The organism is Serratia microhaemolytica, from assembly GCF_004011885.1.
Taxonomy (GTDB): Bacteria; Pseudomonadota; Gammaproteobacteria; order Enterobacterales; family Enterobacteriaceae; genus Serratia_G; species Serratia_G microhaemolytica.
Genome location: NZ_SBEF01000010.1, coordinates 18629 through 42220, shown reverse-complemented (window position 1 = coordinate 42220; position 23592 = coordinate 18629). Strand labels below are relative to the sequence as shown.

Below are 23592 nucleotides of genomic sequence, written 5' to 3'. Positions count from 1 at the left end.
CGTTAACGATAAATACGGTGGTCAAAAACCAGGATCCCATTCCACTTCGATAACCTTAATGGAGAGATCAACTCTCTTGATAACCTGCTGATGGAGAAACGGTATTAACCGCTCCTTCATACCGAACGCATCTTTCAGATTGGCACGTACAACCAAGACGTCGTTTGAACCGGTCTCCATCATGTCGATGACTTTGCCCAGTTCGTATCCGGCAGTGGTGATCACTTGGCAGCCCATAAGGTCTTTCCAGTAATAATCATCACCGTCAAGCGGCGGCAATTGTTCTGAATCTACGATAATTTCGCAATTTGTCAGCAGATTTGCCGCATCCCGATCATCAATACCTTTGATTTTGATAATCAGATCGTGGTTATGTCGTTTCCAGTCTTCCAACTCAATGAGTTGCCATTGACCCGCACGCTGGATAAACCAGGGCTGATAGTCAAAGATGTTTTCGGCATCTTCGGTGGATGAGAACATTCTGAGCCAACCACGGATACCGTAAGTAGAGCCCATTTTACCGAGAACTAGCGGTTGAGAGGGTGCTACTGGATGAAGTTGTTTGCTCATTGTTACCACCGCAACAGATTATGCTGCTTTTTTTGCTTGTTTGATCAGCGCCTGAACGCGATCAGATGCGGTAGCACCCAGACCCAGCCAATGCTCGACGCGGTCCAGATCCAGACGCAGTTCTTCCGCTTGACCGGAAGCGATTGGGTTAAAGAAGCCCACACGCTCGATAAAACGACCATCACGCGGGTTGCGGCTGTCGGTGACTACGACTTGATAAAACGGACGCTTTTTAGCGCCGCCACGTGCCAAACGAATTGTTACCATAACATCCTCTTTAGTTAATAAAACAATCGGCCCCATTGAGGGCAGGGGCCGGTTGCAATAGATACTCAACATTGCCAGCGGTAGGTGGTGATCGCACACTCTAAACCCTGAGATATACAGGCGGTAACCGCAGTGTAGCACTCGGAAAAAGAGTTGCTAATCGCCTTACTCACTAGATAATGTGGGTACAAAAAGCCCGAAAATTTTACCCATTTTGACGCCAAAAGCAATCTAAAGCGCAAATTGGTGGTGGGCTTTTTAGTGATATCGTGTTTTTTGCCAGTTAAAAGTAAAGCTATCAATAAATTAACTGGCAATAAAATGTGAAGTTAACGACCAGGAAAACCCGGTGGCATCATCCCTTTCATGCCGCGCATCATTTTGGCTAATCCGCCTTTTTTCATTTTCTTCATCATGCGTTGCATATCGTCGAACTGTTTCAACAGCCGGTTGACGTCTTGCACTTGCACACCAGAACCCATAGCAATGCGGCGTTTGCGTGATCCTTTGATGATATCTGGTTTCGCGCGCTCTTTGAGTGTCATCGAGTTGATGATCGCTTCCATACGCACCAAGAGTTGATCATTCATTTGTGACTTTACATTGTCTGGCAACTGACCGGCACCCGGTAATTTGCTGAGCATACTGGCCATGCCGCCCATGTTGCGCATCTGTTTGAGTTGATCAAGAAAGTCTGTTAAATCAAATCCATCGCCTTTCTTTAACTTGTTAGCCAGCTTCTCTGCCTGAGCACGATCGACTTTACTTTCGATATCTTCGATCAGCGATAGCACGTCACCCATACCAAGAATGCGCGAGGCAACACGATCAGGATGGAATGGCTCTAGCGCATCAGATTTTTCGCCAATACCAAGAAACTTGATCGGTTTGCCGGTGATGTGACGGATAGAGAGTGCGGCACCACCACGAGCATCACCATCAATTTTGGTTAAGACAATCCCGGTTAGGGGAAGTGCATCGTTAAACGCTTTGGCGGTATTCGCCGCATCTTGGCCTGTCATTGCATCAACAACAAACAGCGTTTCGACGGGTGTGATGGCTGCGTGGATCTGTTTGATCTCTTCCATCATCGCCTCGTCGACGTGTAAGCGACCGGCGGTATCCACAATCAATACATCGTAAAACTTCAGTTTGGCCTGTTGCAGCGCACGGTTGACGATATCGAGAGGCTTTTCATCCACACTGGAGGGGAAAAAATCGATACCAACTCCTTCAGCCAGCGTGGCTAACTGTTTAATCGCTGCAGGGCGATAAACGTCAGCAGAGACCACTAACACTTTTTTCTTTTGTTTTTCTTTAAGATGCTTACTGAGTTTCGCTACGCTGGTGGTTTTACCGGCACCTTGCAAACCAGCCATTAACACTACTGCTGGAGGCTGGGCGGCTAAATCAAGCTCACTATTCACCTCACCCATGGCACTAATTAGTTCATTTTGTACAATTCTTATGAACTCTTGACCTGGGGTTAGGCTTTTATTGACCTCATGACCAACTGCTTTCTCTTTGACCCGAGTAATGAAATCACGCACTACTGGTAGGGCAACGTCGGCTTCCAACAGAGCCATACGCACTTCACGCAGGGTTTCTTTAATGTTCTCTTCAGTCAGGCGACCACGGCCACTGATATTGCGTAGTGTGCGCGACAATCGATCAGTTAAGTTTTCAAACATATTTGATGCTCAATCCAAGAGTCAGGCTCGACACTGCGAGCCGTGATGGCGTTAGAATTGGCGCGATTATAACACTATCTTGTGATGATCTCAGCTGTTACGTTGTTGATGATGCGGCCTGTGATGGCTATCTGTAGTTCAAGCTGACAGAATGGATCCTAATCACTAGGACAACCCTAATCAGTTGAATACTGCAACTTCAACAAATAAGGGTATATACTGACACTCTGATTAACCATACCGACGCTACTTAACGCCATGCCACACTTTTCTGTTGTTGCTCTGCTAGCCTATCTGCTCAGCCTGGGGCTGATCATTCCTGGGTTGCTGCGGAAACATCGAGCATACCGTCAATCAGCTGTGATTGCGGCAGTGGTCGCGTTGATTTGCCATGCTATTGTGTTGCAGCAGCGTATTTTTGATCTCGATTCTGGGCAAAACTTTAGTCTGCTGAATATCGGCTCGTTAGTGAGTTTGATCATCTGTTCAGTGATGACTCTGGTTGCCTCACGTGATCGTGGCTGGTTTTTGCTGCCGATTGTCTACAGTTTTGCCATCATCAATCTCGCCTTTGCCAGTCTGTTGCCTGGGGAGTTTGTCACTCATCTTGAAGCCAGTCCGACACTGATGGTACATATCGGGTTAGCGTTGTTTGCCTACGCGACGCTGATCATTGCTGCACTTTACGCCTTTCAGTTGGCTTGGCTGGATTATTTGCTGAAGCACAAAAAGCTGACTTTTAGTGTCGAGATGCCACCATTGATGCGGATTGAGAGAAAGATATTGCATATCACCCAGATTGGTGTGGTGTTACTGACGTTGACGCTGTGTACTGGCTTGTTGTATATGGATAACCTGTTTGGTAAAGAAAACGGGCATAAATTTGTGCTATCGCTATTGGCATGGGTGCTTTATGTCGTTCTGCTATGGGGACATTACCGTCACGGTTGGCGTGGTCGTCGCGTTGTCTGGGCCAGCTTTTCCGGTGTGTTGTTACTTACCGTAGCCTATTTTGGTAGCCGCCTGATCTGATATGTCGTTATGCCTGTCTGGATTAATACTGGGCATGGGCTGAATGTTAGACGGTAATTTTTTCCCTTTACTTGAGGAATACTGCGTTGGAGCATGTTTCAACAGGGACTCTCATCTTTATTCTAGTGATTATGATAGTGATCTCTGCTTATTTTTCTGCATCTGAAACTAGCATGATGACGCTTAATCGCTATCGCCTTCGTCACTTATCACAGCAGGGGAATCGCAGCGCACGTCGTGCCGAGAAACTGCTGAAGAACCCTGAGCGCTTGATCAGTTTGGTGTTGATCGGCAATAACTTGGTCAATATTCTTGCGTCTGCGTTGGGGACTATCGTCGGCATGCGTCTGTATGGTGACATTGGTGTTGCCATCGCCACTGGGGTACTGACACTGGTGGTGCTGTTATTTGCCGAAGTATTGCCAAAAACTTTTGCTGCTCTGCATCCAGAGCGGATTGCGTTACCAAGCAGTTTCCTGCTCAGTCCATTGCAAAAATTGATGTTTCCACTGGTATGGTTGCTGAATAGCATCACTTCACTGTTGTTGAGTATTTTTGGCATCCGATTGAATAATCAACTTAGTGCCGCTCTCAGCAAAGATGAGTTACGTACCATAGTGAATGAGTCACACTCTAAAATTTCACGTCGTAATCAGGATATGCTGCTATCGGTGCTCGATCTTGAGAAGGTGACAGTGGATGACATTATGGTGCCGCGTAATGAGATCGTTGGTATTGATGTTAATGATGAGTGGAAATCGGTCATGCGTCAGTTGACTCACTCTCCTCATGGTCGGATTGTGCTGTATCGTGATTCGTTGGATGATGCGATTGGTATGTTGCGGGTACGTGAAGCCTATCGTTTGATGACAGAAAAGAAAGAATTCAATAAAGAAAACCTGTTACGTGCCGCTGATAAAATTTACTATGTACCGGAAGGGACACCATTAAATATTCAGTTGGTGAAATTCCAACGCAACAAGGAGAAAGTAGGAATTGTGGTTGATGAATATGGCGATATCCAAGGTTTGGTGACAGTTGAGGATATTCTGGAGGAGATTGTTGGTGATTTTACCACTTCGATGTCACCAACATTAGCAGAGGAAGTTAATCCACAGAGTGATGGATCAGTGTTGATTGATGGAACCGCCAACGTGCGCGAGTTGAATAAAGCCTTTAACTGGTCGTTACCCGCTAACGATGCACGCACAATCAACGGCATGTTGTTGGAAGAGTTAGAAGAAATCCCCTGTGTCGGCACACGGGTGCGTATTGATAGTTATGAGATCGATATTCTTGATGTGCAGGAGAACATGATCAAGCAGGTGCGTGTTACCCCGATCAAGTCGCTGCAATCAAGTGTACAAGATGGTTGATTTAAAAAATTCAAACCAGCCGCGACTGAGCGTAGTCGTTGCAGTAATGGTCGATACAACAGCTTAAACACGCAATAACCGCATCAGATCTCATCCATGCCGCCTGTTGCTGATACAACCGGCGGTTTTTTCTAGTATATACACGGATTAGCTTGCAGTGATAGGTTGGCAGCAGTAAGAACGGGTTACTGTGCCAGAGCGGGTTTATTCTGTATATCGGTCAGAATACCTGCGCTATTAAACGTTAGTGTTAAGGTTTGCTGAGTAATGGTTTTATGTCCCGGCTGTTGGCGGAATACATAGAACCAAGTTTGGGTACCAAACGGATCTTGCATCATCGGTGTTCCCAGAACATAGGCAACCTGCTGTTGTGTCATTCCGGTATGAACTTTTGCCACATCACTGGCGGTAAGGTAGTTACCTTGGTTAATGTCAGGGCGATAGACGGCCTTTTCCAGGGTAGAACAACCGGTGGTGAACATCATAAAAACTGTGGTGGCAATTGCCATCGTTTTGCAGCGCATAGTCGATAGATTCCATTAGGGCTCAGAATAGAGATGATAATAGACCTTTCGGTGCTTGAAAACCTTTATAGTGCCAAGAGCGCGCCAATATACTGCCGATCTAGCCTGTGCTGTTCGCCAATGCTTCTAATTTCCTCAAGTGGCCAGATTAAGCTGCTAGTAACTCTTTGGCATTTGCCAGCGTATTTTTGGTTACAGCATTACCACCCAGCAACCGTGCCAACTCTTGTAGTCTGGCAGTTTTGTTCAAGGCTGACATCTGTGTCTCTGTTTCTACACCGTTGCTAGACTTACTGACAAAAAAGTGGTGGTGGCCACAACCAGCAACTTGTGGTAGGTGGGTGACGCACATGACTTGTGTTGAGTCACCCAATTGCCGCAGCAGACGACCGACCGTTGCGGCAGTAGGGCCACTAATACCGACATCAACTTCATCAAATATCAAGGCGGGTGTTTCCATTTTGCGTGCGCTAATTAATTGGATCGCCAGTGCAATACGCGAAAGTTCCCCCCCAGAAGCGACTTTGCCCAAAGGTTGCAGTGGTTGCCCTGGGTTGGTGGAGACACAAAACTCAATGCGGCTGGCACCATCATTGGCGAGATGCTGCGGTTCAAAACTCAGCTGAATGCTGAATTGCCCGTGTGGCATGGCGAGTGTGTGCATACTTTCACTGATTAGTGCCGCCAGTTCATTGCCATATTGTTGCCTTTTTTGGTGTAGCTGTTGCGCCAACGCCAATGCCTGTTGGTGATAATGCTCCATATCAGTTTGCAGTTGCTGATGATGTGTTTCCCGTTGTGTGATGCGTTTTTGTTCATCAAGCAATTGTTGGTGAAGTTCCGGCAGGGTTTCCGGCGCAATACGATGTTTGCGTGCCAAATTGATCTGTCGTGATACTCGCTGCTCCAGATCATGCAAGCGGTTGGGATCAAACTCGGTATGATCTGCGTAGTGATGCAGTTCATCACTGACTTCTTTGAGTTGGATCGCTGCGGCGTCTAGCATTTCTAACAGGGGCAGTAATTGGTTATCTATTGCTGAGAGTTCCAGTAGCAGTTGCTTGGTGCTATGGAGTTGGCTGAGCATATTGTGCTGGTCATGCTCAGTGAGCAGTTGTAGCGCTTGCTGGCTGATTGCCAACCGTTGATTGCTGTTGGACAGCCGTTTGTACTCAAGATCGTTCTGTTCAAACTCACCACTGAGCGGGGCAAATTCATTTAACTCTTTCAACTGATATTGTAGTAACTGTTGGCGAGCATCCAGTTCAAGGGTCTGCTGTTGATACTGCGAGAGGGCGCGGCAGCTTTGGTGCCACTGTTGATAGGCTTGTCGCATGGCAAGAGTTAAAGCCGGATCTGCTAGGTAGGCATCAAGTAACTGTTTTTGATGTTCAGGCTTGAGCAATAATTGGTGTGCATGCTGACCGTGGATCTGGATCAGTTGTTGGCCTAATTCGCGCAGTTGTGAGATAGGTACAGCGGTACCATTGATAAACCCACGTGAACGTCCATCTTTGCTGATCACTCGTCGCAGCAGACACTCGTTGTGATCATCAAGTTGGTTTTTTTCTAGCCAGTTACGCGCAGATGGGGTATCAGCTAACGAGAAACGAGCACAGATATCAGCCCGTGAAGCGCCTTGCCGCACGGAGTCACCATCGGCCCGATTGCCTAGGCAGAGTCCTAGTGCATCAATAGCAATCGATTTACCTGCCCCGGTTTCACCTGTGATGACGGTCATTCCGGCTTGAAAGTCAATCTCTAGCTCGCGTACGATGGCAAAGTTGCTGATAGTTAATTGTGTAAGCATCAGGGCCTCCCTGTTTTACTGCCACTCGTTAGCTGTACTTTTACCAATGGCATCTCGAACAGAAAGAACAGCCAAGAGTGGGTCGGTAAATATAACTGTTGTTATATACAGTATATACTGAATAAATATACAGTAAAGAGGCTGAGTGATTGTTAGAACAATTTTTTTGACCATGCCAATTTTGTGCTTAATGTATTGAAATAACTATAATCTTTTGGGTGGATTAGATTGAGTTGAAACTCGCTGCGCCTGATCAGTACTTCTTCTCCGTCTTGGATCGGCAGTGCGATCTGGCTATCACAACTGATCTCCAGTGGGTTACCGGTTTGGGCAAACTTGAGGCGAATAGTGCTGCTACTGTTAATCACTAGGGGCCGAGCCGAGAGGGTATGTGGGAACATGGGCACCAGAGCGATTGCATCTAGAGAAGGTGTCAGGATTGGGCCTCCAGCAGATAGTGAATAAGCGGTGGATCCGGTAGGAGTTGCAATGATCAGACCGTCTGAACGCTGTGAGAAAGCAAAGCGATCATCAATATAGACTTCAAACTCGATCATGTGTGCTACTTTGCCAGGGTGTAGAACCACTTCATTAATTGCGGTACTAGAGTGACACGGCTGTTGCTGTTTATGTACTACGGCTTCTAATAGAAAGCGCTGCTCATCAATATATTCACCTTCCAATACCTCAGCGAGTTGCTGTAACGCGTTATCAGGGTCGAGATCTGTCAGAAAACCAAGGTTACCACGATTAACACCGATCACTTTGATCGGATAACGTGCCAAGGTGCGTGCACTACCCAGCATGTTACCATCACCACCGACAACGACAGCAAGATCAGCTCGCTGACCAATTTCCGATAAGCTGGCAGTGAGGGCTTCAGTCAGATTGAGTGCGAGAGCAATCTGGCGCTCAACAATCACGTTATAACCGCGCGAAGTGAGCCAGTAGAATAGCATTTCATGTGTAGCTAACGCCGAAGGGTGGCGTGGATGGCCAACGATACCAATGCATGTAAACTTTTTATTCATGGTAGTGATTTTCCTTACCGAAGCAGGTTTATGCCCCACATTGCAACCGGTTGACTTGAAACTCAAGTATTGATCCCCATAATAAGCGAAGTTGCGAGGTTAATGTGAAAATGCGGAGATATTAATGAGTAGCACAGGACAAAATACGCCTAACGAGCCAGTCTCGGAAGAAATACAGCAGCAAACACAATGTGAAGAGAGCGTGCCAGAGGTGGTGGAAAGTGTCGAGTCTCTCAATCAACGGATTGCCGAATTAGAGGCCGAGTTGGCTAAAGCGCAACAAAATGAGCGTGATAGCTTGCTACGGGCCAAGGCCGAAGTGGAAAACGTTCGTCGTAGATGTGAACTGGATGTTGAGAAAGCACATAAGTTTGCACTGGAACGCTTTTCTGCTGATTTGCTGCCAGTGATCGATAACCTGGAGCGGGCGCTGGAATTGGTTGATAAAGCAAATCCTGAATTGGTTTCAATGGTGGAAGGGATTGAGCTGACACTGAAATCTTTGCTTGATGCGGTGCGCAAACACGGTATTGAAGTGGTTGGTGAAACGTTAGTACCGTTCAATCCGGATCTTCATCAAGCGATGAGTTTGATTGAGTCACCGGAGCATCAACCGAATCAGGTGATGATGGTGATGCAAAAAGGCTACACACTTAATGGACGCTTACTCAGACCAGCGATGGTTGCGGTTTCGAAAGCTAAATCTGAATAAGTGCTATTGCTGATCACCGAACCTCTTAACTACCAGGGGTTCGGTTTTTAAACACTTATGGCAAACGAGGTGACCAATCAATAGGCGATAGGCCCTGTTGCGCGAGAAATTGATTGGTTTGTGAGAAATGACGGCAGCCAAAGAAACCACGATGAGCCGAGAGCGGTGAAGGGTGTGGTGCTTTTAGTACGTGGTGCCGTTTTTGATCAATAAATGCCCCTTTTTTCTGTGCATGACTGCCCCAAAGTAGAAAAACCAATCCATTACGATGCTGATTCAATGCGGCGATCACACGATCGGTAAATGTCTCCCAACCTAAATTAGCATGAGAGTGTGCTCTTCCCCCTTCTACTGTTAGTACGGTATTAAGCAGTAACACGCCCTGTTCTGCCCAACTTTTTAGATAACCGTGTGTTGGCCGTTCGAAACCGGGGATATCGGTCGCTAGCTCTTTATACATATTCACCAGTGACGGTGGCGGCGGAACAGTAGGCCGAACGGAAAACGACAGACCATGTGCCTGATTGGGGCCATGATAAGGGTCCTGGCCTAAAATCACTACTTTGACATCAGTGAATTCAGTAAAACGAAAGGCATTAAAGACATCTTGAGCGGGTGGGTAGATGGTTTTGCCCGTTTGGCGTTCGGCTGCAACGAAGGCGAGCGTTTCGAGAAAGTAGGGCTGCTTTTTTTCGGTACCAATGACGTCGTGCCACGTTAACGAATCAGACATCAACGTTCTCCTTGTAGTGTGATAAAGGATGCAGTGTTGTACTCAGGGTAGCCAGAACTGCCTCTATATAAAACTCAATTCAGCCAACACATTGATCGACTTGTCGAGGGTAGAGAGAGGGTCGAACCGTACAAATTACCGTTATCGATTGTTTAGCATTGATCTGATTAGATGGCTGACTGTCTGGCACGGTAACGGCGGGCTATATTAAAAGTCAGGCTCTGCTCTGAGTGGCTATAGCTTACCGTGTGCTGCATTACAGTGAAATAGTGTTCTGCTATTTCACGCATCAGTGCAAAAAATTTTGAAAATTTACAAAAATAATTTGTAGCGAAAAATGAGTAAAATTGATTTAAAACATTATTTTATGGTTTGGTGATTTTGCGGCACCTTGGGGAAATTGATTTGTATCAAAGAACGTCTTCCCTTGGGCTGGTATACAGGACAATAAGGTAGCATTGGTTTTACCAAATAACCGATTTTGGCAAATAAAACAGTCGGTATCGTGGCTGAGTTTCAGCGAGATAAAATTTTTCTCCCCGATATGGAGGCAATAATATGATTACAGGTATCCAAATCACTAAGGCAAACAATCAGGCACTGGTGAACTCATTCTGGTTGCTGGATGAAGAGAAGTCCGAAGCACGTTGTGTCTGTGCGAAAGCCGAGTATCAAGAAGATCAAATCGTTCCAGTAGAACAACTGGGGCAGTTCGAGTATCGCGAAGTGCCCATGGAAGTGAAACCCACTGTGCGTGTAGAAGGTGGTCAGCACCTGAATGTAAATGTGCTGCGGCGTGAAACGTTGGAAGACGCCGTGAAGAATCCAGAAAAATACCCGCAGTTGACGATCCGTGTTTCTGGCTATGCAGTGCGCTTTAACTCACTGACACCAGAACAGCAGCGTGATGTTATCGCTCGTACTTTTACTGAAAGTTTGTAGCGATCACCGGCATTGCCAGCAACAGCACTGCTTTGGTTAGGTGAAGCCCCCTGGCGACTTGAAGTCTGGGGGCTTTTTATTTGCAATCAGTCGCTGTGAGCTTTTGCTGCTGGTTTACGGCGCTTACCGACATTTTTTACGTCGCGCTGACGTAACTTTGCTTTTACTTTCGGCTTATTCTTCAGCTTCTCTTCTGCGCGTTTCGCCAGTACTTTTTTCGAAGGTTTTCCGTTGTTTTTTTCGCTGGGTGGCTTGGTGATTGGGCGTAGAGAATCAATAACACGCGCTTTTAATGGCTCATTGAGGTAACGGCTCACTTTGCCTAATAGCAGATGATCGTGCGCCTCAACCAGGGAGATAGCGGTTCCTTTACGTCCGGCACGTCCAGTTCTTCCGATGCGATGCAGATAAGTATCGGCAGTTATTGGCATATCAAAGTTGAACACATGTGTGATATCGAGAATATCGAGGCCACGTGCAGCGACATCGGTTGCAATCAGGACATTAACCCGTCCATCTAGCATACGTTTGATTGCCTCATTACGTTTGGCTTGCACCATTTCACCTTCAAGGTGGCAACTGGCGATATTGGCTTCACGTAACCAAGTCGCCAACTCATGTACCCGTTCGCGTTTACGCACAAAGATGACCGATTTTTGTACGTCAGGCTGCTGTAGCAGATGAATCAATAGTGCAGTCTTGTGCTTTAAGTCATCAGCACGGTAGTACCACTGGTGGATTTTTTTGCGTTCGCGCCGTGATGGGTCAGCTTCAACTTCTACGGGATCATTTAAGATCCGTTCAGCGAAATCCCGAATCGCATCGCCTTCTAACGTGGCTGAGAACAGCAGAGTCTGGTTACGCCAGCGGGTTTCAGCCGAGATGGTTTCGATATCTTGTGAAAAACCCATATCAAGCATGCGGTCAGCTTCATCGAGGATCAGCGTTTCGACTGCACGGCAATCGAAATTTTCCTCGCGGATATATTGCAATAGCCGCCCGGTGGTAGCGACCACCAGATCCTGATTTTCACTGAAAACTTCTGCGTGATTCATATAGGCAACGCCGCCAGTGATGGTGGCGATGTCTAGCGAGGTATGTGCAGCGAGCTCTCGAGCCTGTTCTGCTACCTGCATCGCCAACTCACGGGTTGGAGTAAGGATCAGCACCCGTGGTGGGCCAGATTTTTTACGTGGAAAGTCGAGCAGATGCTGTAATACGGGTAGCAAGAATGCGGCGGTTTTACCAGTGCCAGTTGGCGCTGAACCTAACACATCACGACCATCCATCGCGGGTGGGATAGCGGTAGCCTGGATGGCCGTGGGCCGAAGGTAACCTTTCTCACTTAATGCGGTGAGTAGGCGTTCATCGAGTTCAAGTTCAGAAAAACGGGTTATTGTCATGTGCTACCTCTGCTTGGGGCGCAGATTATAAACGGGTTAGCGCTGAGGTTCACCTTTTTTAGCGTCAACCTATCTGTTAGGCTGATGGATAAGCGCTGAGCTGAGAGCCACTTTTTCTTTTGGTGAATGTTGTGAATGATAAGCCTAAAACAGAAACTCCGCTGCGTCGTGGCGGATTTACCTTCAAACAGTTTTTCATTGCCCATGATCGTTGTGCAATGAAAGTGGGTACTGATGGGGTAATATTGGGTGCTTGGGTAAATATTGAACGTACTCAGCGGGTATTGGATATTGGTTGTGGCAGTGGGTTGATTGCATTGATGATTGCCCAACGCACAGCAACTGATGTCTTTATCGATGCGGTAGAACTGGATGAAGCGGCAGCGATACAAGCGAGAGATAATGTGCGCGCTTCGCCGTGGCCGGAGAAAGTGACGGTCCATCATCAGGATATCCATCACTTTGTTGCACCGAACGATGATAGTTATGACTTGATTGTCAGCAACCCCCCTTATTTTGAACCGGCAGTTGCCTGCCGTGACAGTGCACGTGCTGATGCGCGTTACACACAAAAACTGACGCACCGTGGATTGCTTGATTGCGCGCAGCGGCTGATTAGTGATGATGGGCGCTTTTGTCTTATTCTGCCTTATCGTGTTGGTGAGAATTTTCAGCAACAAGCACGGCAACAAGGTTGGTATAGCGCACATCGGTTAACTATCAGTGATCGAGACGATACTGCAAACCATCGTATGATATTGACACTAACGCGGCAGAAGCAGCCAGAACAACAGGCACATCTGGTGATAAAAAATACAGAAGGTGGTTACTCGGCCCAGTTCTGCCAGTTAATTGGTGATTTTTATCTGCATTATTGAATGATAACTTTGTTGGGCAAAACGGGAGCGATGCTTGCTTTATTGACAAGAGTGGTTTTTACTTTCCTGATTGCTTGGTGAGTCAACCATGCTGACTCACCGTGGTGTTGGATGAATGCGTTGCCCTTAGGTAGTAGCCTGAAATTGCTCTGACGAGCAGTGAGAAAAAATAAGCCTGCACATGGAACTTTACGTTCTGTGTGAACTCCAAGCGAGTGCTTGCTCAGGAAATAATTGTGTATGACTGGCGGGATGGTAATTTTGCACGTCTAAATGAGCTTGAGGAGAATTTACCTCGGATGAGTGAGCAGCTAACGGATTTGGTTTTGGTTGAACGAACCCAAAATGGTGATCAGAAATCGTTCAATTTACTTGTGGTTCGCTATCAGAATAAGGTGGCGAGCCTTGTTTCCCGTTATGTGCCACAGGGGGATGTGCCTGATGTGGTGCAGGAGTCGTTCATCAAAGCCTATCGCGCATTGGAGTCGTTCCGTGGTGATAGTGCTTTTTACACTTGGTTGTACCGAATTGCGGTCAATACAGCAAAAAATTATCTGGTAGCTCAGGGGCGCCGCCCTCCGTCAAGTGATATTGACGCAAATGATGCGGAGAGTCACGAAACGGCAACTAACTTGAAAGAGATTGCGAACCCTGAGAACTTAATGTTGTCAGAGGAACTGAGCCAGATAGTTTTTCAGACTATTGAGTCTCTCTCGGAGGATTTGCGTGTGGCAATCACCCTGCGAGAGCTGGATGGTCTGAGCTATGAAGAGATAGCCGAAATTATGGATTGCCCCGTTGGAACAGTGCGTTCGCGTATTTTTCGTGCTAGGGAAGCTATCGATAATAAAGTTCAACCGTTGCTCCAGCGTTAAGTGATAGCGGACACTGAAAGGGTATTAACTATGCAGAGAGAAAAGCTTTCCGCTTTGATGGATGGCGAAATGTTCGATAACGAGCTGCTGGTTTCGTTAGCGAAGGATAGGACACTGCAACAAAGCTGGCAGAGTTATCACTTAATACGTGATGTGTTGCGTGGTGACAGTAGTGATGTGATCCATATCGATATTGCTAGTCGAGTTGCTGCTGCGTTAGAAAAAGAGCCAGTACGCTTAATTCCCTCAGGCATACTTGAAGCACAGCCTCATCCAGGGGATAGCAACCAATCTAACAGCGAGTTTAACAAGCGGGCAGTCAACGAGACGGTGCGACTTCCATTGAGTCAACGTGTTCGTCCTTGGATAGGTCAACTAATGCAAGTTGGGGTTGCTGCCAGTGTTTCGTTATTTGTGATTGTTGGTGTTCAGTATTACAAGCAACCAGCAGCGACAGAACAAGGTTTTGAGTCTCCTGCATTTAATACCATACCGATTATGGGACAAGCTTCCCCGGTCAGTTTAGGCGTTCCTGCACAAAGTTTGTCGATTAGTAATGGTCAACAGCAGCAGGTCCAGGAGCAACGTAAACGGATCAATGCCATGCTTCAGGATTATGAGTTGCAACGGCGTTTGCATTCGGATCTGCTGGAGTTGGAACAACTGACGCCACAGCATATGGTGGAACAGGTCACTGGGTCCCATGCTTTAGGAATACAACAGTAGTGATGAAAACACTCTGTTCTTGCCTTTGTATTGTAACGGCCACTCTGTTCTCATTTGGCATTGCACACGCGAATCCACAGCCAGTGGATGTGCTGCAACAGATGAGCCGTGCTGGTCGTTCACTCGACTATGAAATTTCCTACATTAGCATCAGCAAGCAGGGTATTGATTCCCTGCGCTATCGACATGCAGTGATTGACAAGCAGCCGCTAGGGCAACTTTTGCATATGGATGGACCACGGCGTGAAGTGGTCAGCCATATTGGTGGTATCAGCTATTTTGAACCTGGATTGGAAGCGTTCACGCTAGCGGGTGACCATATTGTTGATGCGCTGCCCGCGATAGTGTTTGCTGATTTTAGCTACTTGGAGAAGTATTACGATTTTATTCCAGTCGGCCGAAATCGTATTGCTGATCGTTTGTCGGAAGCATTCCGCATTGTTGCCCGCGACGGTTCACGCTATAGCTATGTCATTTGGATTGATAGCGTCACTAAACTGCCGTTACGCATTGAATTACTTGATCGTGATGGTGAGCCGTTGGAGCAATACCGTGTGATTTCTCTGTTGGAGGGAGAGCAGGTAAAAAGCGAAATGCAAGAACTGCTCAGCATCAGCTCACCGCCACGGCTTTCACTGCCAGCAGCAGAGAACGTCGAGCTTGATTGGAGTATCGGATGGGTGCCGGCCGGAATGCATGAGGTGGCTCGTAGCCGCCGTAAGTTGCCCAATATCAGTGAACCTGTTGAGTCTCGCCTTTATAGCGATGGTTTGTTTAGTTTTTCCGTCAATATCAGCCCGTCCGGTAGTAATGTGGGGCAGCAGTTTTATCGTCAAGGTCGCCGCACCATTCAGACTGAAACGCGCAATGGTAATGAAATCACGGTGGTGGGTGAACTACCGCCGTCAACAGCAAAACGGATTGCCAGCAGTCTCTCTTTTAAGGTTCAAGCACAATGATCAGGATTTGGGCAACAGTGCAGTCCTGGCAGCACGGTGTTGCTGTTGTACAATGCCAGCTAAACAGTAGTTGTGCTGGGTGTCAATCACGTTCCAATTGTGCTGCAGGGGTAGTTGGCAGTGCAGCCACTGAACACAGAAATCAGTTACAGTTGACTGTGGCTCAGCCGTTGCGACCAGGTCAGCAGGTCGAACTGGGGCTAGTAACCACGAATCTATTGCGTTCTGCTGCGCTGGTTTATATCACCCCGTTGTTGGGTTTATTGTTCGGTGCAGCGCTACTCCAGTGGCAGTTTGACAATGATATTGCTGCGTTATGCGGTGCAATATTTGGTGGTTCTGTGGCGTTTTTGCTGGCCAGGTATCTCGCACCAAAGTTGTCCAAAAGAGGTGGTTGGCAGCCGGTGTTGTTGCAGGTGTTGCCGTTGCCAAATTCCTCGCGTGTTGCACAGGAGAGCCATCCTCCACACTCTATCCAACTCTCATCGTGATTGTAGCGAGTGGTAAAACTCTCGGTGGCAATCTTCAACAGTTTTGCCAAGCTCTGCCCCTGTTCCGCTGAACAATCATCGCGGGTTAGAAAATATTCATGATGTCATTCAAGTAACAGCCTAGCCTACAGGCGTTAGCGTTACCGATAGACTTGGGTTTGCTATGCTTTCGTCGAACGCACAGACAGTGTAAGATGCCAGCCATGCCATGTGGATGTGTTGATTTATCATTCTCACAATATCCATTGATTAAAAACGTAAGCGATTAATCTGAGAAAAAAGAGTTAAATGAAATACATAAGAAACTTCTCCATCATTGCTCATATTGACCACGGTAAATCGACCTTGTCTGATCGTATCATCCAGATTTGTGGTGGTTTGAGTGACCGTGAAATGGCCGAACAAGTTCTCGACTCGATGGATCTGGAGCGTGAGCGTGGTATTACGATAAAAGCACAGAGTGTAACGCTGGACTATAAAGCCAACGATGGCCAAGTGTATCAGCTCAATTTTATTGATACCCCTGGCCATGTTGACTTCTCTTATGAGGTGTCCCGCTCCTTGGCTGCCTGCGAAGGTGCGCTGCTGGTTGTTGATGCAGGGCAAGGGGTAGAAGCACAGACATTGGCTAATTGTTACACTGCGTTGGATATGGATCTTGAGGTTGTACCAGTACTGAACAAAATCGATTTGCCAGCAGCAGATCCCGATCGTGCTGCACAGGAGATTGAGGATATTGTTGGTATTGATGCGACTGATGCTGTGCGCTGTTCGGCTAAAACCGGCGTTGGGGTACCCGATGTACTAGAGCGTTTAGTCCGTGATATTCCAGCACCACAAGGCGATCCTGAAGCACCACTACAGGCATTGATTATCGACTCATGGTTCGATAATTACCTTGGTGTGGTGTCATTGATCCGCGTAAAAAACGGTACCTTGCGTAAAGGCGACAAGATCAAAGTGATGAGCACTGGGCAGGTCTACAATGCCGATCGGTTAGGTATCTTCACACCAAAACGTGTTGATCGCGATGTTTTGAGTTGTGGGGAGGTGGGCTGGTTAGTCTGTGCAATCAAGGACATTCTTGGTGCCCCAGTGGGTGATACCTTGACGCTGGCTCGCCAACCAGCGGAACAGATGTTACCTGGATTTAAAAAGGTCAAACCACAGGTCTATGCCGGACTATTCCCGATCAGCTCTGATGATTATGAAGCTTTCCGAGACGCGCTTGGAAAGCTAAGCTTGAATGATGCCTCGCTATTCTACGAGCCAGAAAGTTCTACCGCATTGGGTTTTGGTTTCCGTTGCGGCTTTCTTGGTTTGTTGCATATGGAAATTATCCAAGAGCGGTTGGAACGTGAATATGACTTGGAACTGATCACTACCGCACCGACAGTAGTGTATGAAGTTGAAACAACAGGCAAAGAGATCATCTACGTTGATAGCCCGTCAAAGTTGCCACCGCTAAATAACATTGCTGAATTGCGTGAACCGATCGCCGAGTGTCATATGTTGATGCCGCAGGAGTATTTGGGGAATGTGATCACCTTGTGTGTTGAAAAGCGTGGTGTACAAACCAATATGGTATATCACGGCAACCAGGTCGCGCTGACTTATGAAATTCCGATGGCAGAAGTGGTGCTTGATTTCTTCGATCGGCTAAAGTCGACTTCACGCGGTTATGCATCGCTTGATTATGGTTTTAAGCGTTTTCAGGCATCGAATATGGTGCGTGTTGACGTGTTGATAAATGGTGAGCGAGTGGATGCGCTGGCGCTGATCACACATCGTGACAATGCGCAATACCGTGGTCGTGAGTTGGTTGATAAAATGAAAGATCTGATCCCTCGCCAGCAATTTGATATTGCTATCCAAGCAGCGATTGGTACTCATGTAATTGCTCGCTCTACGGTTAAGCAACTGCGCAAAAACGTGCTTGCCAAGTGTTATGGTGGTGATGTCAGTCGTAAGAAGAAACTACTGCAGAAGCAGAAAGAGGGTAAAAAACGCATGAAGCAGGTAGGTAATGTTGAATTACCACAAGAGGCGTTTTTGGCTATTTTGCACGTTGGCAAAGATAAATAACAGCATAAGCTGACCTAAGATAGGGAGTTTACATGGCGAATAAGTTTGCCCTGATATTGGCGATTGCAACATTGGTAACCGGTATCATCTGGTGTTTTGAACGTTTCAAGTGGGCACCAGCACGTAGAGCCAAGTTTGCTGCGCTTCATGAGCAGAACGGAGATGCGATTGATCCACAGACGGTGGCCAAAGCAGTAAGTTCTGGTTGGGCGGATACATTTGCTTCATTTTTTCCAGTGCTGTTGGTGGTATTTGTTGTGCGTTCATTTATTTATGAACCATTTCAAATTCCGTCAGGTTCGATGATGCCGACGTTGTTGATCGGTGACTTCATCCTAGTGGAGAAATTCGCTTATGGAATTAAAGATCCGATCACTCAGACCACACTGATTAAAACTGGACAGCCAAAACGCGGTGATATTGCGGTATTCAAGTTTCCCAAAGATCCAAGTTTAGACTATATCAAACGTGTGGTTGGGCTACCTGGTGACCGTGTCACTTATGATCCGGTGGCTAAGCAAGTGGTGGTATGGCCATCGTGTGGTGCAGCGCCTTGCGAACAACCGCTACCGTTTAGTTATGGCAGAGTTGAAGAGAGCGATTTTGTACAAATATTCTCGCGTAATGGGATGGCTGAAGCCAGTGGGCGTTTTGTGCAGGTTCCAGTTAGTCAGCGCGTGCCAGAGGGTGGCATTCGGCTGATGCAACGTCACGAAACATTGGGTGAGGTTAGCCATCGTATTTTATTGGTCCCTGGAGTGCAGGATCAGATCGGGGCTTATCATCGACAAGACGGAATGCCTTTCGCTGAATGGATCGTTCCAGCAGGTCACTACTTTATGATGGGTGATAACCGTAATAATAGTGCAGATAGTCGCTATTGGGGTTTTGTGCCGGAAAGAAATTTGGTTGGCAGGGCGACTGCTATCTGGATGAGTTTTGAGAAACAGCCAGGTGAATGGCCTACCGGCATCCGATTCAGTCGGATTGGCGGTATCCATTAATTAGTTTGCTTAACGTTGCTGTTGGCGTGCACTTCGAAGAGAGCGCTATTTTGGCTGCCACTGGTCAAAGTGGCACTCACACTCTGTTGGACATTTTGACGTATTATTGACCTATTGGTAACTCATGAACCCGATTGTAATAAACCGGTTGCAGCGTAAGCTAGGCTACACATTCCAGCAGCAGGAGCTGTTACTACAGGCACTCACCCATCGCAGTGCCAGTAGCAAGCATAATGAACGGCTTGAGTTTTTGGGCGATTCGATTCTCAGTTTTGTCATTGCCAATACCCTCTATCAGCGTTTCCCCCATGTTAATGAAGGGGATATGAGTCGAATGCGAGCGACTTTGGTGAGAGGTAATACGCTGGCTGAACTGGCGCGTGAATTTGATCTGGGCGAATGCTTGCGTTTAGGACCTGGTGAATTGAAAAGCGGTGGTTTTCGGCGTGAATCAATCCTTGCTGATACCATGGAAGCATTGATCGGGGGTGTTTTGCTGGATAGTGACATTCAAACAGTTGAACGCTTGATCCTGACTTGGTATCACAGCCGGCTAGAACAGATCAGTCCGGGGGATAAGCAGAAAGATCCGAAAACACGCCTACAGGAGTTTTTGCAAGGAAGACATTTACCGCTACCGAACTATTTAGTGGTGCAGGTTCGCGGCGAGGCACATGATCAGGAATTTACTATTCATTGTCAGATCAGCGGGCTGGAACAGCCGGTGGTTGGTATTGCTTCCAGTCGTCGTAAAGCGGAACAGGAAGCAGCAAAACAGGCACTGAAAAAACTGGAACTTGAATGAGCGAGCAAAAACAGTATTGCGGTTTTATTTCTATCGTTGGTCGTCCTAATGTCGGGAAATCGACATTACTGAACCAGCTACTCGGGCAAAAAGTCTCGATCACCTCACGTAAGGCACAGACTACACGCCATCGCATTATGGGTATCCATACCGAAGGGGCCTACCAAGCGATCTACGTTGATACCCCAGGGCTGCATATTGAAGAGAAACGGGCAATCAACCGGTTAATGAATCGTGCGGCAAGTAGTTCACTTAGTGATGTTGAATTGGTGATTTTTGTCGTTGAAGGTACGCACTGGACGGCTGATGACGAGATGGTGCTTAACAAGTTGCGCGGTGTGAAGTGCCCAGTATTGTTGGCGATCAATAAGATTGATAATGTTGTTGATAAAACACAGTTACTGCCCCATATGGCTTTTCTCAGCCAGCAGATGCAGTTTCTTGATATTGTGCCAATCTCGGCAGAAAAAGGAGACAATCTGGCAACAATAGCAGATATCGTGCGGCGTTTATTGCCAGAAGCTGAACACCATTTTCCAGAGGATTACATTACAGATCGTTCCCAGCGGTTTATGGCCTCCGAAATTATTCGTGAGAAATTGATGCGCTTTCTCGGAGAGGAACTGCCCTATTCAGTCACGGTAGAAATTGAACGTTTCGCGGCCAATGATCGTGGTGGTTACGATGTGCATGGTTTGATTCTGGTGGAGCGTGAAGGCCAGAAAAAAATGGTAATTGGCAACAAAGGTAGCAAGATCAAAACAATCGGCATTGAGTCGCGCCAAGATATGGAACGTATGTTCGACAGTAAGATCCACTTGGAGCTATGGGTAAAAGTGAAGTCAGGCTGGGCGGATGACGAACGAGCATTGAGCAGCTTGGGTTACGTTGACGATGTGAAGTAGTTTTTCTGATGGAGAGTTGGCAACGCGCTTTTGTCCTACATGCACGTCCCTATAGTGAAAGCAGTTTGTTACTCGATCTGTTCACCGAGAATCATGGTCGAGTGCGGCTGTTGGCAAAAGGTGTACGCAGTCGCCGTTCGCCTTTAAAAGGCTGCTTACAACCGTTTATTCCGCTGTTAGTACGTTGGGGGGGACGTGGCGAGATTAAGATCTTACGTTCGGCGGAGGCGATCTCGCTCGGTTTACCGTTAGTTGGTTCAATGCTTTACAGCGCACTCTATATCAATGAACTACTCTCTCGAGTACTGGAGCAAGAGGGTGACTATCAGGCACTGTTTTTTGACTATTTAGCTTGTTTGCAAGCATTGGCGAGTGAGGGGGGCTCTCCGGAACAAGCACTGAGGCAATTTGAACTGGCATTGCTCACGCATCTCGGCTATGGCTTGGATTTTCTCCACTGCGCCGGCAGCGGACAGCCGATCGATGATGCCATGAGTTATCGGTATCGTGAAGAGAAAGGTTTTATTGCAAGCTTAGTGATTGACCATCACAGTTTTACTGGGCGCGAATTGAGGGCATTGGCAGAACGACAATTTCCTGATCAGATTACACTTCGAGCGGCTAAACGCTTTACCCGCTTGGCATTAAAGCCTTATCTTGGTAATAGACCATTAAAAAGTCGGGAATTATTTCGTCAGTTTGTGCGTAAGCAACCTGATTCGCCGATTGATGAGGTTTAATAAAAGTTTTCCTCAGTTGCTTTGTTAGATATCGAACAAACGCACAACATATCCCCCTGACTCGGTCAGTTGTCGTTATTTCTCTTTTGCCACTGAAAGCCGCGATGTAAACTACAGTTATTGAAAATGATTTGTTTTAGAGGATTATCATGGCTGATTTATTGTTGGGTGTGAATATCGACCATATTGCAACTTTACGTAATGCGCGCGGGACTGACTATCCTGATCCGGTGCAGGCGGCTTTTATTGCTGAGCAGGCTGGTGCTGATGGTATTACTGTTCATTTGCGTGAAGATCGCCGCCACATCACCGATCGTGATGTGCGTATTTTACGTCAGACTATCCAAACGCGGATGAATTTGGAAATGGCAGTAACCGATGAAATGTTAGATATTGCCATCGAGCTAAAGCCCCAATTCTGCTGCCTAGTGCCAGAAAAACGGCAAGAGGTGACAACAGAGGGTGGCTTGGATGTTGCTAGCCAGTTAGACAAGATGACGATTGCGGTTGAGCGCTTGACTCAGGCAGGGATCCAAGTTTCGCTGTTTATCGATGCAGATCACCGTCAGATTGATGCCGCAGTTGCTGTTGGTGCTAGCTATATTGAAATTCATACTGGTAGCTATGCTGAAGCAGAGAGTGAGTTAGCGATGCAAACTGAGTTAAAACGGATTGCTAAAGCGGCGACTTATGCGGCAGGTAAAGGGCTGAAAGTCAATGCTGGGCATGGTTTGTCCTACCACAATGTACAGCCGATAGCAGCATTGCCTGAGCTTTATGAACTTAACATCGGCCATGCCATTATTGGTCAGGCGGTCATCAGTGGACTGGCAAATGCTGTGGCCGAGATGAAGAAACTGATGTGGCAGGCGCGTCGTTAATGGCGTTACTTGGATTAGGCACTGACATCGTTGAGATAGATCGTATCTCAGCGGTGATTGCGCGTAGTGGAGAGCGTCTTGCTCGTCGCATATTGTCACCGGCCGAGTGGGTGCTCTATTGTCAGCATCAACAGCCAATCCGCTTTCTAGCCAAACGGTTTGCAGTGAAAGAAGCAGCAGCAAAGGCTTTTGGTACCGGTTTTCGCAATGGTTTGGCCTTTAATCAATTTGAAGTGTTCAATGATGATCTTGGTAAGCCAAACCTCCGATTGCACCAACGCGCTGCCGAGTTGGCAATAGAAATGGGCGTGGACAAGATCCATGTCTCTTTGGCCGATGAACGCAGCTATGCGTGTGCGACAGTGATCATTGAAGGCAACTGATGAGTATTGCTACCTACTGCTAATCAAAGCTGATCACTGTGGTGCAGTAGAACGAACTTCTCCCACAACTGCTCTTGGCTTTCGATCTGTTCTGGATCCGTGATGATAGTATTGTCGATCGGACAGACCTGTTGACAGGTCGGTACGTTGTAATGGCCAACACATTCAGTACAACGACTACTGTCGATCTGGTATATCTGCTCACCCATTGAAATTGCTTGGTTAGGGCATTCAGGTTCACACATATCACAATTAATGCAGCGGGTGGTAATTAATAGAGCCACTTCAGTCAGTTGCCTTTTTTATCTATTTTAATCAATTGGTTAATTGCTTTTTGCATTCCTTACTGTGGTTAACTTTCTGTGGGTTTGTACAGTATAAAAAACACTGATACACTTAGCGTAGCAACACAAAACCGCAACACATACAGAAAATGAACCTCCTAAAAACCCTCATGTGTGAGCTTTTTTCACCGCAGGGCATGGGATAAGGAATTTCAATGCCGCACACTGTAACACATCACCCCGAAAAGCCAAATAATGATGATTTTTTGAGCGCGTTAGAACGTTGGGAAGGGTGCAAGCCCCCCTATACAAGCTCGGACATACGGATCTGTGTTACTGCGGTAAAAACCATACTCAAACACCAAGGACAATCTCGACGGTCTAAGTATGAGAAAGACAGCTATCTACGCATTGATTTCAGCAAAGCGGGCAAGGTTACGTTCTATGCAGAGTATCCTAAAAAGATGGGAGTGTAGTGGTACAGC

25 protein-coding genes and 1 pseudogene are annotated in these 23592 nt (G+C 47.0%); 17 read left to right on the top strand and 9 right to left on the bottom strand.

Annotated elements, in window-relative coordinates; genetic code table 11:
• Positions 1 to 21 precede the first annotated feature (21 nt).
• The 3 genes from rimM to ffh form a co-directional block, all read right to left on the bottom strand.
• Positions 22 to 570: a ribosome maturation factor RimM gene (gene rimM / locus EOJ37_RS06080; protein ID WP_127958898.1), complete on the bottom strand. Its 549-nt coding sequence runs from the start codon at positions 568 to 570 to the stop codon at positions 22 to 24.
• Between the two features lie 18 nt (positions 571 to 588).
• Positions 589 to 837, bottom strand: a complete 249-nt coding sequence (gene rpsP, locus EOJ37_RS06075; RefSeq protein WP_127958896.1) for a 30S ribosomal protein S16 — start codon at positions 835 to 837, stop codon at positions 589 to 591.
• 329 nt (positions 838 to 1166) lie between these two features.
• A complete protein-coding gene (gene ffh, locus EOJ37_RS06070) occupies positions 1167 to 2528 on the bottom strand; it encodes a signal recognition particle protein (RefSeq protein WP_127958894.1) in 1362 nt (453 codons plus the stop codon).
• Positions 2529 to 2786: 258 nt separating this feature from the next.
• Between ffh and EOJ37_RS06065 the strand changes: the two genes are divergently transcribed.
• Positions 2787 to 3560 carry a cytochrome C assembly family protein gene (locus EOJ37_RS06065; protein WP_127958892.1) on the top strand — a complete coding sequence of 258 codons (774 nt, stop codon included), beginning with the start codon at positions 2787 to 2789 and terminating at the stop codon, positions 3558 to 3560.
• Positions 3561 to 3646: 86 nt separating this feature from the next.
• On the top strand, positions 3647 to 4936 hold the full coding sequence (locus tag EOJ37_RS06060; RefSeq protein ID WP_127958890.1) for an HlyC/CorC family transporter: 1290 nt from the start codon (positions 3647 to 3649) through the stop codon (positions 4934 to 4936).
• A gap of 185 nt (positions 4937 to 5121) precedes the next feature.
• On the opposite strand, the gene bamE is transcribed toward EOJ37_RS06060, so the two are convergent.
• The 3 genes from bamE to nadK form a co-directional block, all read right to left on the bottom strand.
• On the bottom strand, positions 5122 to 5460 hold the full coding sequence (bamE, locus tag EOJ37_RS06055; RefSeq protein ID WP_127958888.1) for an outer membrane protein assembly factor BamE: 339 nt from the start codon (positions 5458 to 5460) through the stop codon (positions 5122 to 5124).
• Positions 5461 to 5608: 148 nt separating this feature from the next.
• A complete protein-coding gene (gene recN, locus EOJ37_RS06050; protein WP_127958886.1) occupies positions 5609 to 7270 on the bottom strand; it encodes a DNA repair protein RecN in 1662 nt (553 codons plus the stop codon).
• Positions 7271 to 7422: 152 nt separating this feature from the next.
• Positions 7423 to 8301: an NAD(+) kinase gene (nadK, locus tag EOJ37_RS06045; protein ID WP_127958884.1), complete on the bottom strand. Its 879-nt coding sequence runs from the start codon at positions 8299 to 8301 to the stop codon at positions 7423 to 7425.
• Positions 8302 to 8425: 124 nt separating this feature from the next.
• On the opposite strand from nadK, the gene grpE reads away from it, so the two are divergent.
• A complete protein-coding gene (grpE, locus tag EOJ37_RS06040; RefSeq protein WP_127958883.1) occupies positions 8426 to 9013 on the top strand; it encodes a nucleotide exchange factor GrpE in 588 nt (195 codons plus the stop codon).
• Between the two features lie 55 nt (positions 9014 to 9068).
• Here the strand turns inward: grpE and ung are convergent, their stop codons facing one another.
• The gene (ung, locus tag EOJ37_RS06035) at positions 9069 to 9746 is read right to left on the bottom strand and encodes a uracil-DNA glycosylase (RefSeq protein WP_127958881.1); all 678 of its coding nucleotides are present in this window, start codon (positions 9744 to 9746) and stop codon (positions 9069 to 9071) included.
• Positions 9747 to 10304: 558 nt separating this feature from the next.
• On the opposite strand from ung, the gene grcA reads away from it, so the two are divergent.
• Positions 10305 to 10688, top strand: a complete 384-nt coding sequence (gene grcA / locus EOJ37_RS06030; RefSeq protein WP_127958879.1) for an autonomous glycyl radical cofactor GrcA — start codon at positions 10305 to 10307, stop codon at positions 10686 to 10688.
• 86 nt (positions 10689 to 10774) lie between these two features.
• Here the strand turns inward: grcA and srmB are convergent, their stop codons facing one another.
• The gene (gene srmB / locus EOJ37_RS06025) at positions 10775 to 12091 is read right to left on the bottom strand and encodes an ATP-dependent RNA helicase SrmB (protein WP_127958877.1); all 1317 of its coding nucleotides are present in this window, start codon (positions 12089 to 12091) and stop codon (positions 10775 to 10777) included.
• Between the two features lie 131 nt (positions 12092 to 12222).
• Here srmB and trmN point away from each other — a divergent pair, with 131 nt between their 5' ends.
• The 12 genes from trmN (at position 12223) to acpS (ending at position 22823) form a co-directional block, all read left to right on the top strand.
• On the top strand, positions 12223 to 12969 hold the full coding sequence (trmN, locus tag EOJ37_RS06020; protein WP_206194028.1) for a tRNA(1)(Val) (adenine(37)-N(6))-methyltransferase TrmN: 747 nt from the start codon (positions 12223 to 12225) through the stop codon (positions 12967 to 12969).
• Between the two features lie 299 nt (positions 12970 to 13268).
• The gene (gene rpoE / locus EOJ37_RS06015) at positions 13269 to 13844 is read left to right on the top strand and encodes an RNA polymerase sigma factor RpoE (RefSeq protein ID WP_127958875.1); all 576 of its coding nucleotides are present in this window, start codon (positions 13269 to 13271) and stop codon (positions 13842 to 13844) included.
• 30 nt (positions 13845 to 13874) lie between these two features.
• Positions 13875 to 14570 carry an anti-sigma-E factor RseA gene (gene rseA / locus EOJ37_RS06010; protein ID WP_127958873.1) on the top strand — a complete coding sequence of 232 codons (696 nt, stop codon included), beginning with the start codon at positions 13875 to 13877 and terminating at the stop codon, positions 14568 to 14570.
• 2 nt (positions 14571 to 14572) lie between these two features.
• Positions 14573 to 15529: a sigma-E factor regulatory protein RseB gene (gene rseB, locus EOJ37_RS06005; protein WP_127958871.1), complete on the top strand. Its 957-nt coding sequence runs from the start codon at positions 14573 to 14575 to the stop codon at positions 15527 to 15529.
• Positions 15526 to 16020 carry a SoxR reducing system RseC family protein gene (locus EOJ37_RS06000; protein ID WP_127958869.1) on the top strand — a complete coding sequence of 165 codons (495 nt, stop codon included), beginning with the start codon at positions 15526 to 15528 and terminating at the stop codon, positions 16018 to 16020. Before rseB ends, EOJ37_RS06000 begins: the two co-directional genes overlap by 4 nt.
• Positions 16021 to 16308: 288 nt before the next feature.
• Entirely contained in the window at positions 16309 to 18105 is a 1797-nt protein-coding gene (lepA, locus tag EOJ37_RS05995; RefSeq protein ID WP_127958867.1) for a translation elongation factor 4, read from the top strand.
• Positions 18106 to 18137: 32 nt separating this feature from the next.
• Positions 18138 to 19109 carry a signal peptidase I gene (gene lepB, locus EOJ37_RS05990; RefSeq protein ID WP_127958865.1) on the top strand — a complete coding sequence of 324 codons (972 nt, stop codon included), beginning with the start codon at positions 18138 to 18140 and terminating at the stop codon, positions 19107 to 19109.
• A 124-nt stretch (positions 19110 to 19233) separates the two neighbouring features.
• Positions 19234 to 19914 (top strand): ribonuclease III, encoded by a 681-nt coding sequence (rnc, locus tag EOJ37_RS05985; protein WP_127958863.1) that lies wholly within the window; start codon positions 19234 to 19236, stop codon positions 19912 to 19914.
• Complete coding sequence (gene era / locus EOJ37_RS05980) at positions 19911 to 20819, top strand: GTPase Era (protein ID WP_127958861.1); 909 nt, start codon at positions 19911 to 19913, stop codon at positions 20817 to 20819. The genes rnc and era overlap by 4 nt, the downstream gene beginning before the upstream one ends.
• Positions 20820 to 20827: 8 nt before the next feature.
• A complete protein-coding gene (gene recO / locus EOJ37_RS05975; protein ID WP_127958859.1) occupies positions 20828 to 21559 on the top strand; it encodes a DNA repair protein RecO in 732 nt (243 codons plus the stop codon).
• A 149-nt stretch (positions 21560 to 21708) separates the two neighbouring features.
• Positions 21709 to 22440 carry a pyridoxine 5'-phosphate synthase gene (pdxJ, locus tag EOJ37_RS05970; protein WP_127958857.1) on the top strand — a complete coding sequence of 244 codons (732 nt, stop codon included), beginning with the start codon at positions 21709 to 21711 and terminating at the stop codon, positions 22438 to 22440.
• Positions 22440 to 22823, top strand: coding sequence for a holo-ACP synthase (gene acpS / locus EOJ37_RS05965; RefSeq protein WP_127958855.1), 384 nt, complete (start codon positions 22440 to 22442; stop codon positions 22821 to 22823). The genes pdxJ and acpS overlap by 1 nt, the downstream gene beginning before the upstream one ends.
• A gap of 23 nt (positions 22824 to 22846) precedes the next feature.
• On the opposite strand, the gene EOJ37_RS05960 is transcribed toward acpS, so the two are convergent.
• Positions 22847 to 23107, bottom strand: a complete 261-nt coding sequence (locus EOJ37_RS05960) for a YfhL family 4Fe-4S dicluster ferredoxin (protein ID WP_127958853.1) — start codon at positions 23105 to 23107, stop codon at positions 22847 to 22849.
• Between the two features lie 215 nt (positions 23108 to 23322).
• Between EOJ37_RS05960 and EOJ37_RS14780 the strand changes: the two are divergent.
• Positions 23323 to 23580 (top strand): annotated as a pseudogene (locus EOJ37_RS14780) (recombinase); the annotation flags it as partial.
• Positions 23581 to 23592: the final 12 nt, after the last annotated feature.

What these genes read in the sequence shown, in the direction of transcription:
- rimM (WP_127958898.1), bottom strand. Translation starts at nt 570, where the DNA reads ATGAGCAAACAACTTCATCCAGTAGCACCCTCTCAACCGCTAGTTCTC.
- rpsP (WP_127958896.1), bottom strand. Translation starts at nt 837, where the DNA reads ATGGTAACAATTCGTTTGGCACGTGGCGGCGCTAAAAAGCGTCCGTTT.
- ffh (WP_127958894.1), bottom strand. Translation starts at nt 2,528, where the DNA reads ATGTTTGAAAACTTAACTGATCGATTGTCGCGCACACTACGCAATATC.
- EOJ37_RS06065 (WP_127958892.1), top strand. Translation starts at nt 2,787, where the DNA reads ATGCCACACTTTTCTGTTGTTGCTCTGCTAGCCTATCTGCTCAGCCTG.
- bamE (WP_127958888.1), bottom strand. Translation starts at nt 5,460, where the DNA reads ATGCGCTGCAAAACGATGGCAATTGCCACCACAGTTTTTATGATGTTC.
- recN (WP_127958886.1), bottom strand. Translation starts at nt 7,270, where the DNA reads ATGCTTACACAATTAACTATCAGCAACTTTGCCATCGTACGCGAGCTA.
- nadK (WP_127958884.1), bottom strand. Translation starts at nt 8,301, where the DNA reads ATGAATAAAAAGTTTACATGCATTGGTATCGTTGGCCATCCACGCCAC.
- grpE (WP_127958883.1), top strand. Translation starts at nt 8,426, where the DNA reads ATGAGTAGCACAGGACAAAATACGCCTAACGAGCCAGTCTCGGAAGAA.
- ung (WP_127958881.1), bottom strand. Translation starts at nt 9,746, where the DNA reads ATGTCTGATTCGTTAACGTGGCACGACGTCATTGGTACCGAAAAAAAG.
- grcA (WP_127958879.1), top strand. Translation starts at nt 10,305, where the DNA reads ATGATTACAGGTATCCAAATCACTAAGGCAAACAATCAGGCACTGGTG.
- srmB (WP_127958877.1), bottom strand. Translation starts at nt 12,091, where the DNA reads ATGACAATAACCCGTTTTTCTGAACTTGAACTCGATGAACGCCTACTC.
- rpoE (WP_127958875.1), top strand. Translation starts at nt 13,269, where the DNA reads ATGAGTGAGCAGCTAACGGATTTGGTTTTGGTTGAACGAACCCAAAAT.
- rseA (WP_127958873.1), top strand. Translation starts at nt 13,875, where the DNA reads ATGCAGAGAGAAAAGCTTTCCGCTTTGATGGATGGCGAAATGTTCGAT.
- rseB (WP_127958871.1), top strand. Translation starts at nt 14,573, where the DNA reads ATGAAAACACTCTGTTCTTGCCTTTGTATTGTAACGGCCACTCTGTTC.
- EOJ37_RS06000 (WP_127958869.1), top strand. Translation starts at nt 15,526, where the DNA reads ATGATCAGGATTTGGGCAACAGTGCAGTCCTGGCAGCACGGTGTTGCT.
- lepA (WP_127958867.1), top strand. Translation starts at nt 16,309, where the DNA reads ATGAAATACATAAGAAACTTCTCCATCATTGCTCATATTGACCACGGT.
- lepB (WP_127958865.1), top strand. Translation starts at nt 18,138, where the DNA reads ATGGCGAATAAGTTTGCCCTGATATTGGCGATTGCAACATTGGTAACC.
- rnc (WP_127958863.1), top strand. Translation starts at nt 19,234, where the DNA reads ATGAACCCGATTGTAATAAACCGGTTGCAGCGTAAGCTAGGCTACACA.
- era (WP_127958861.1), top strand. Translation starts at nt 19,911, where the DNA reads ATGAGCGAGCAAAAACAGTATTGCGGTTTTATTTCTATCGTTGGTCGT.
- recO (WP_127958859.1), top strand. Translation starts at nt 20,828, where the DNA reads ATGGAGAGTTGGCAACGCGCTTTTGTCCTACATGCACGTCCCTATAGT.
- pdxJ (WP_127958857.1), top strand. Translation starts at nt 21,709, where the DNA reads ATGGCTGATTTATTGTTGGGTGTGAATATCGACCATATTGCAACTTTA.
- acpS (WP_127958855.1), top strand. Translation starts at nt 22,440, where the DNA reads ATGGCGTTACTTGGATTAGGCACTGACATCGTTGAGATAGATCGTATC.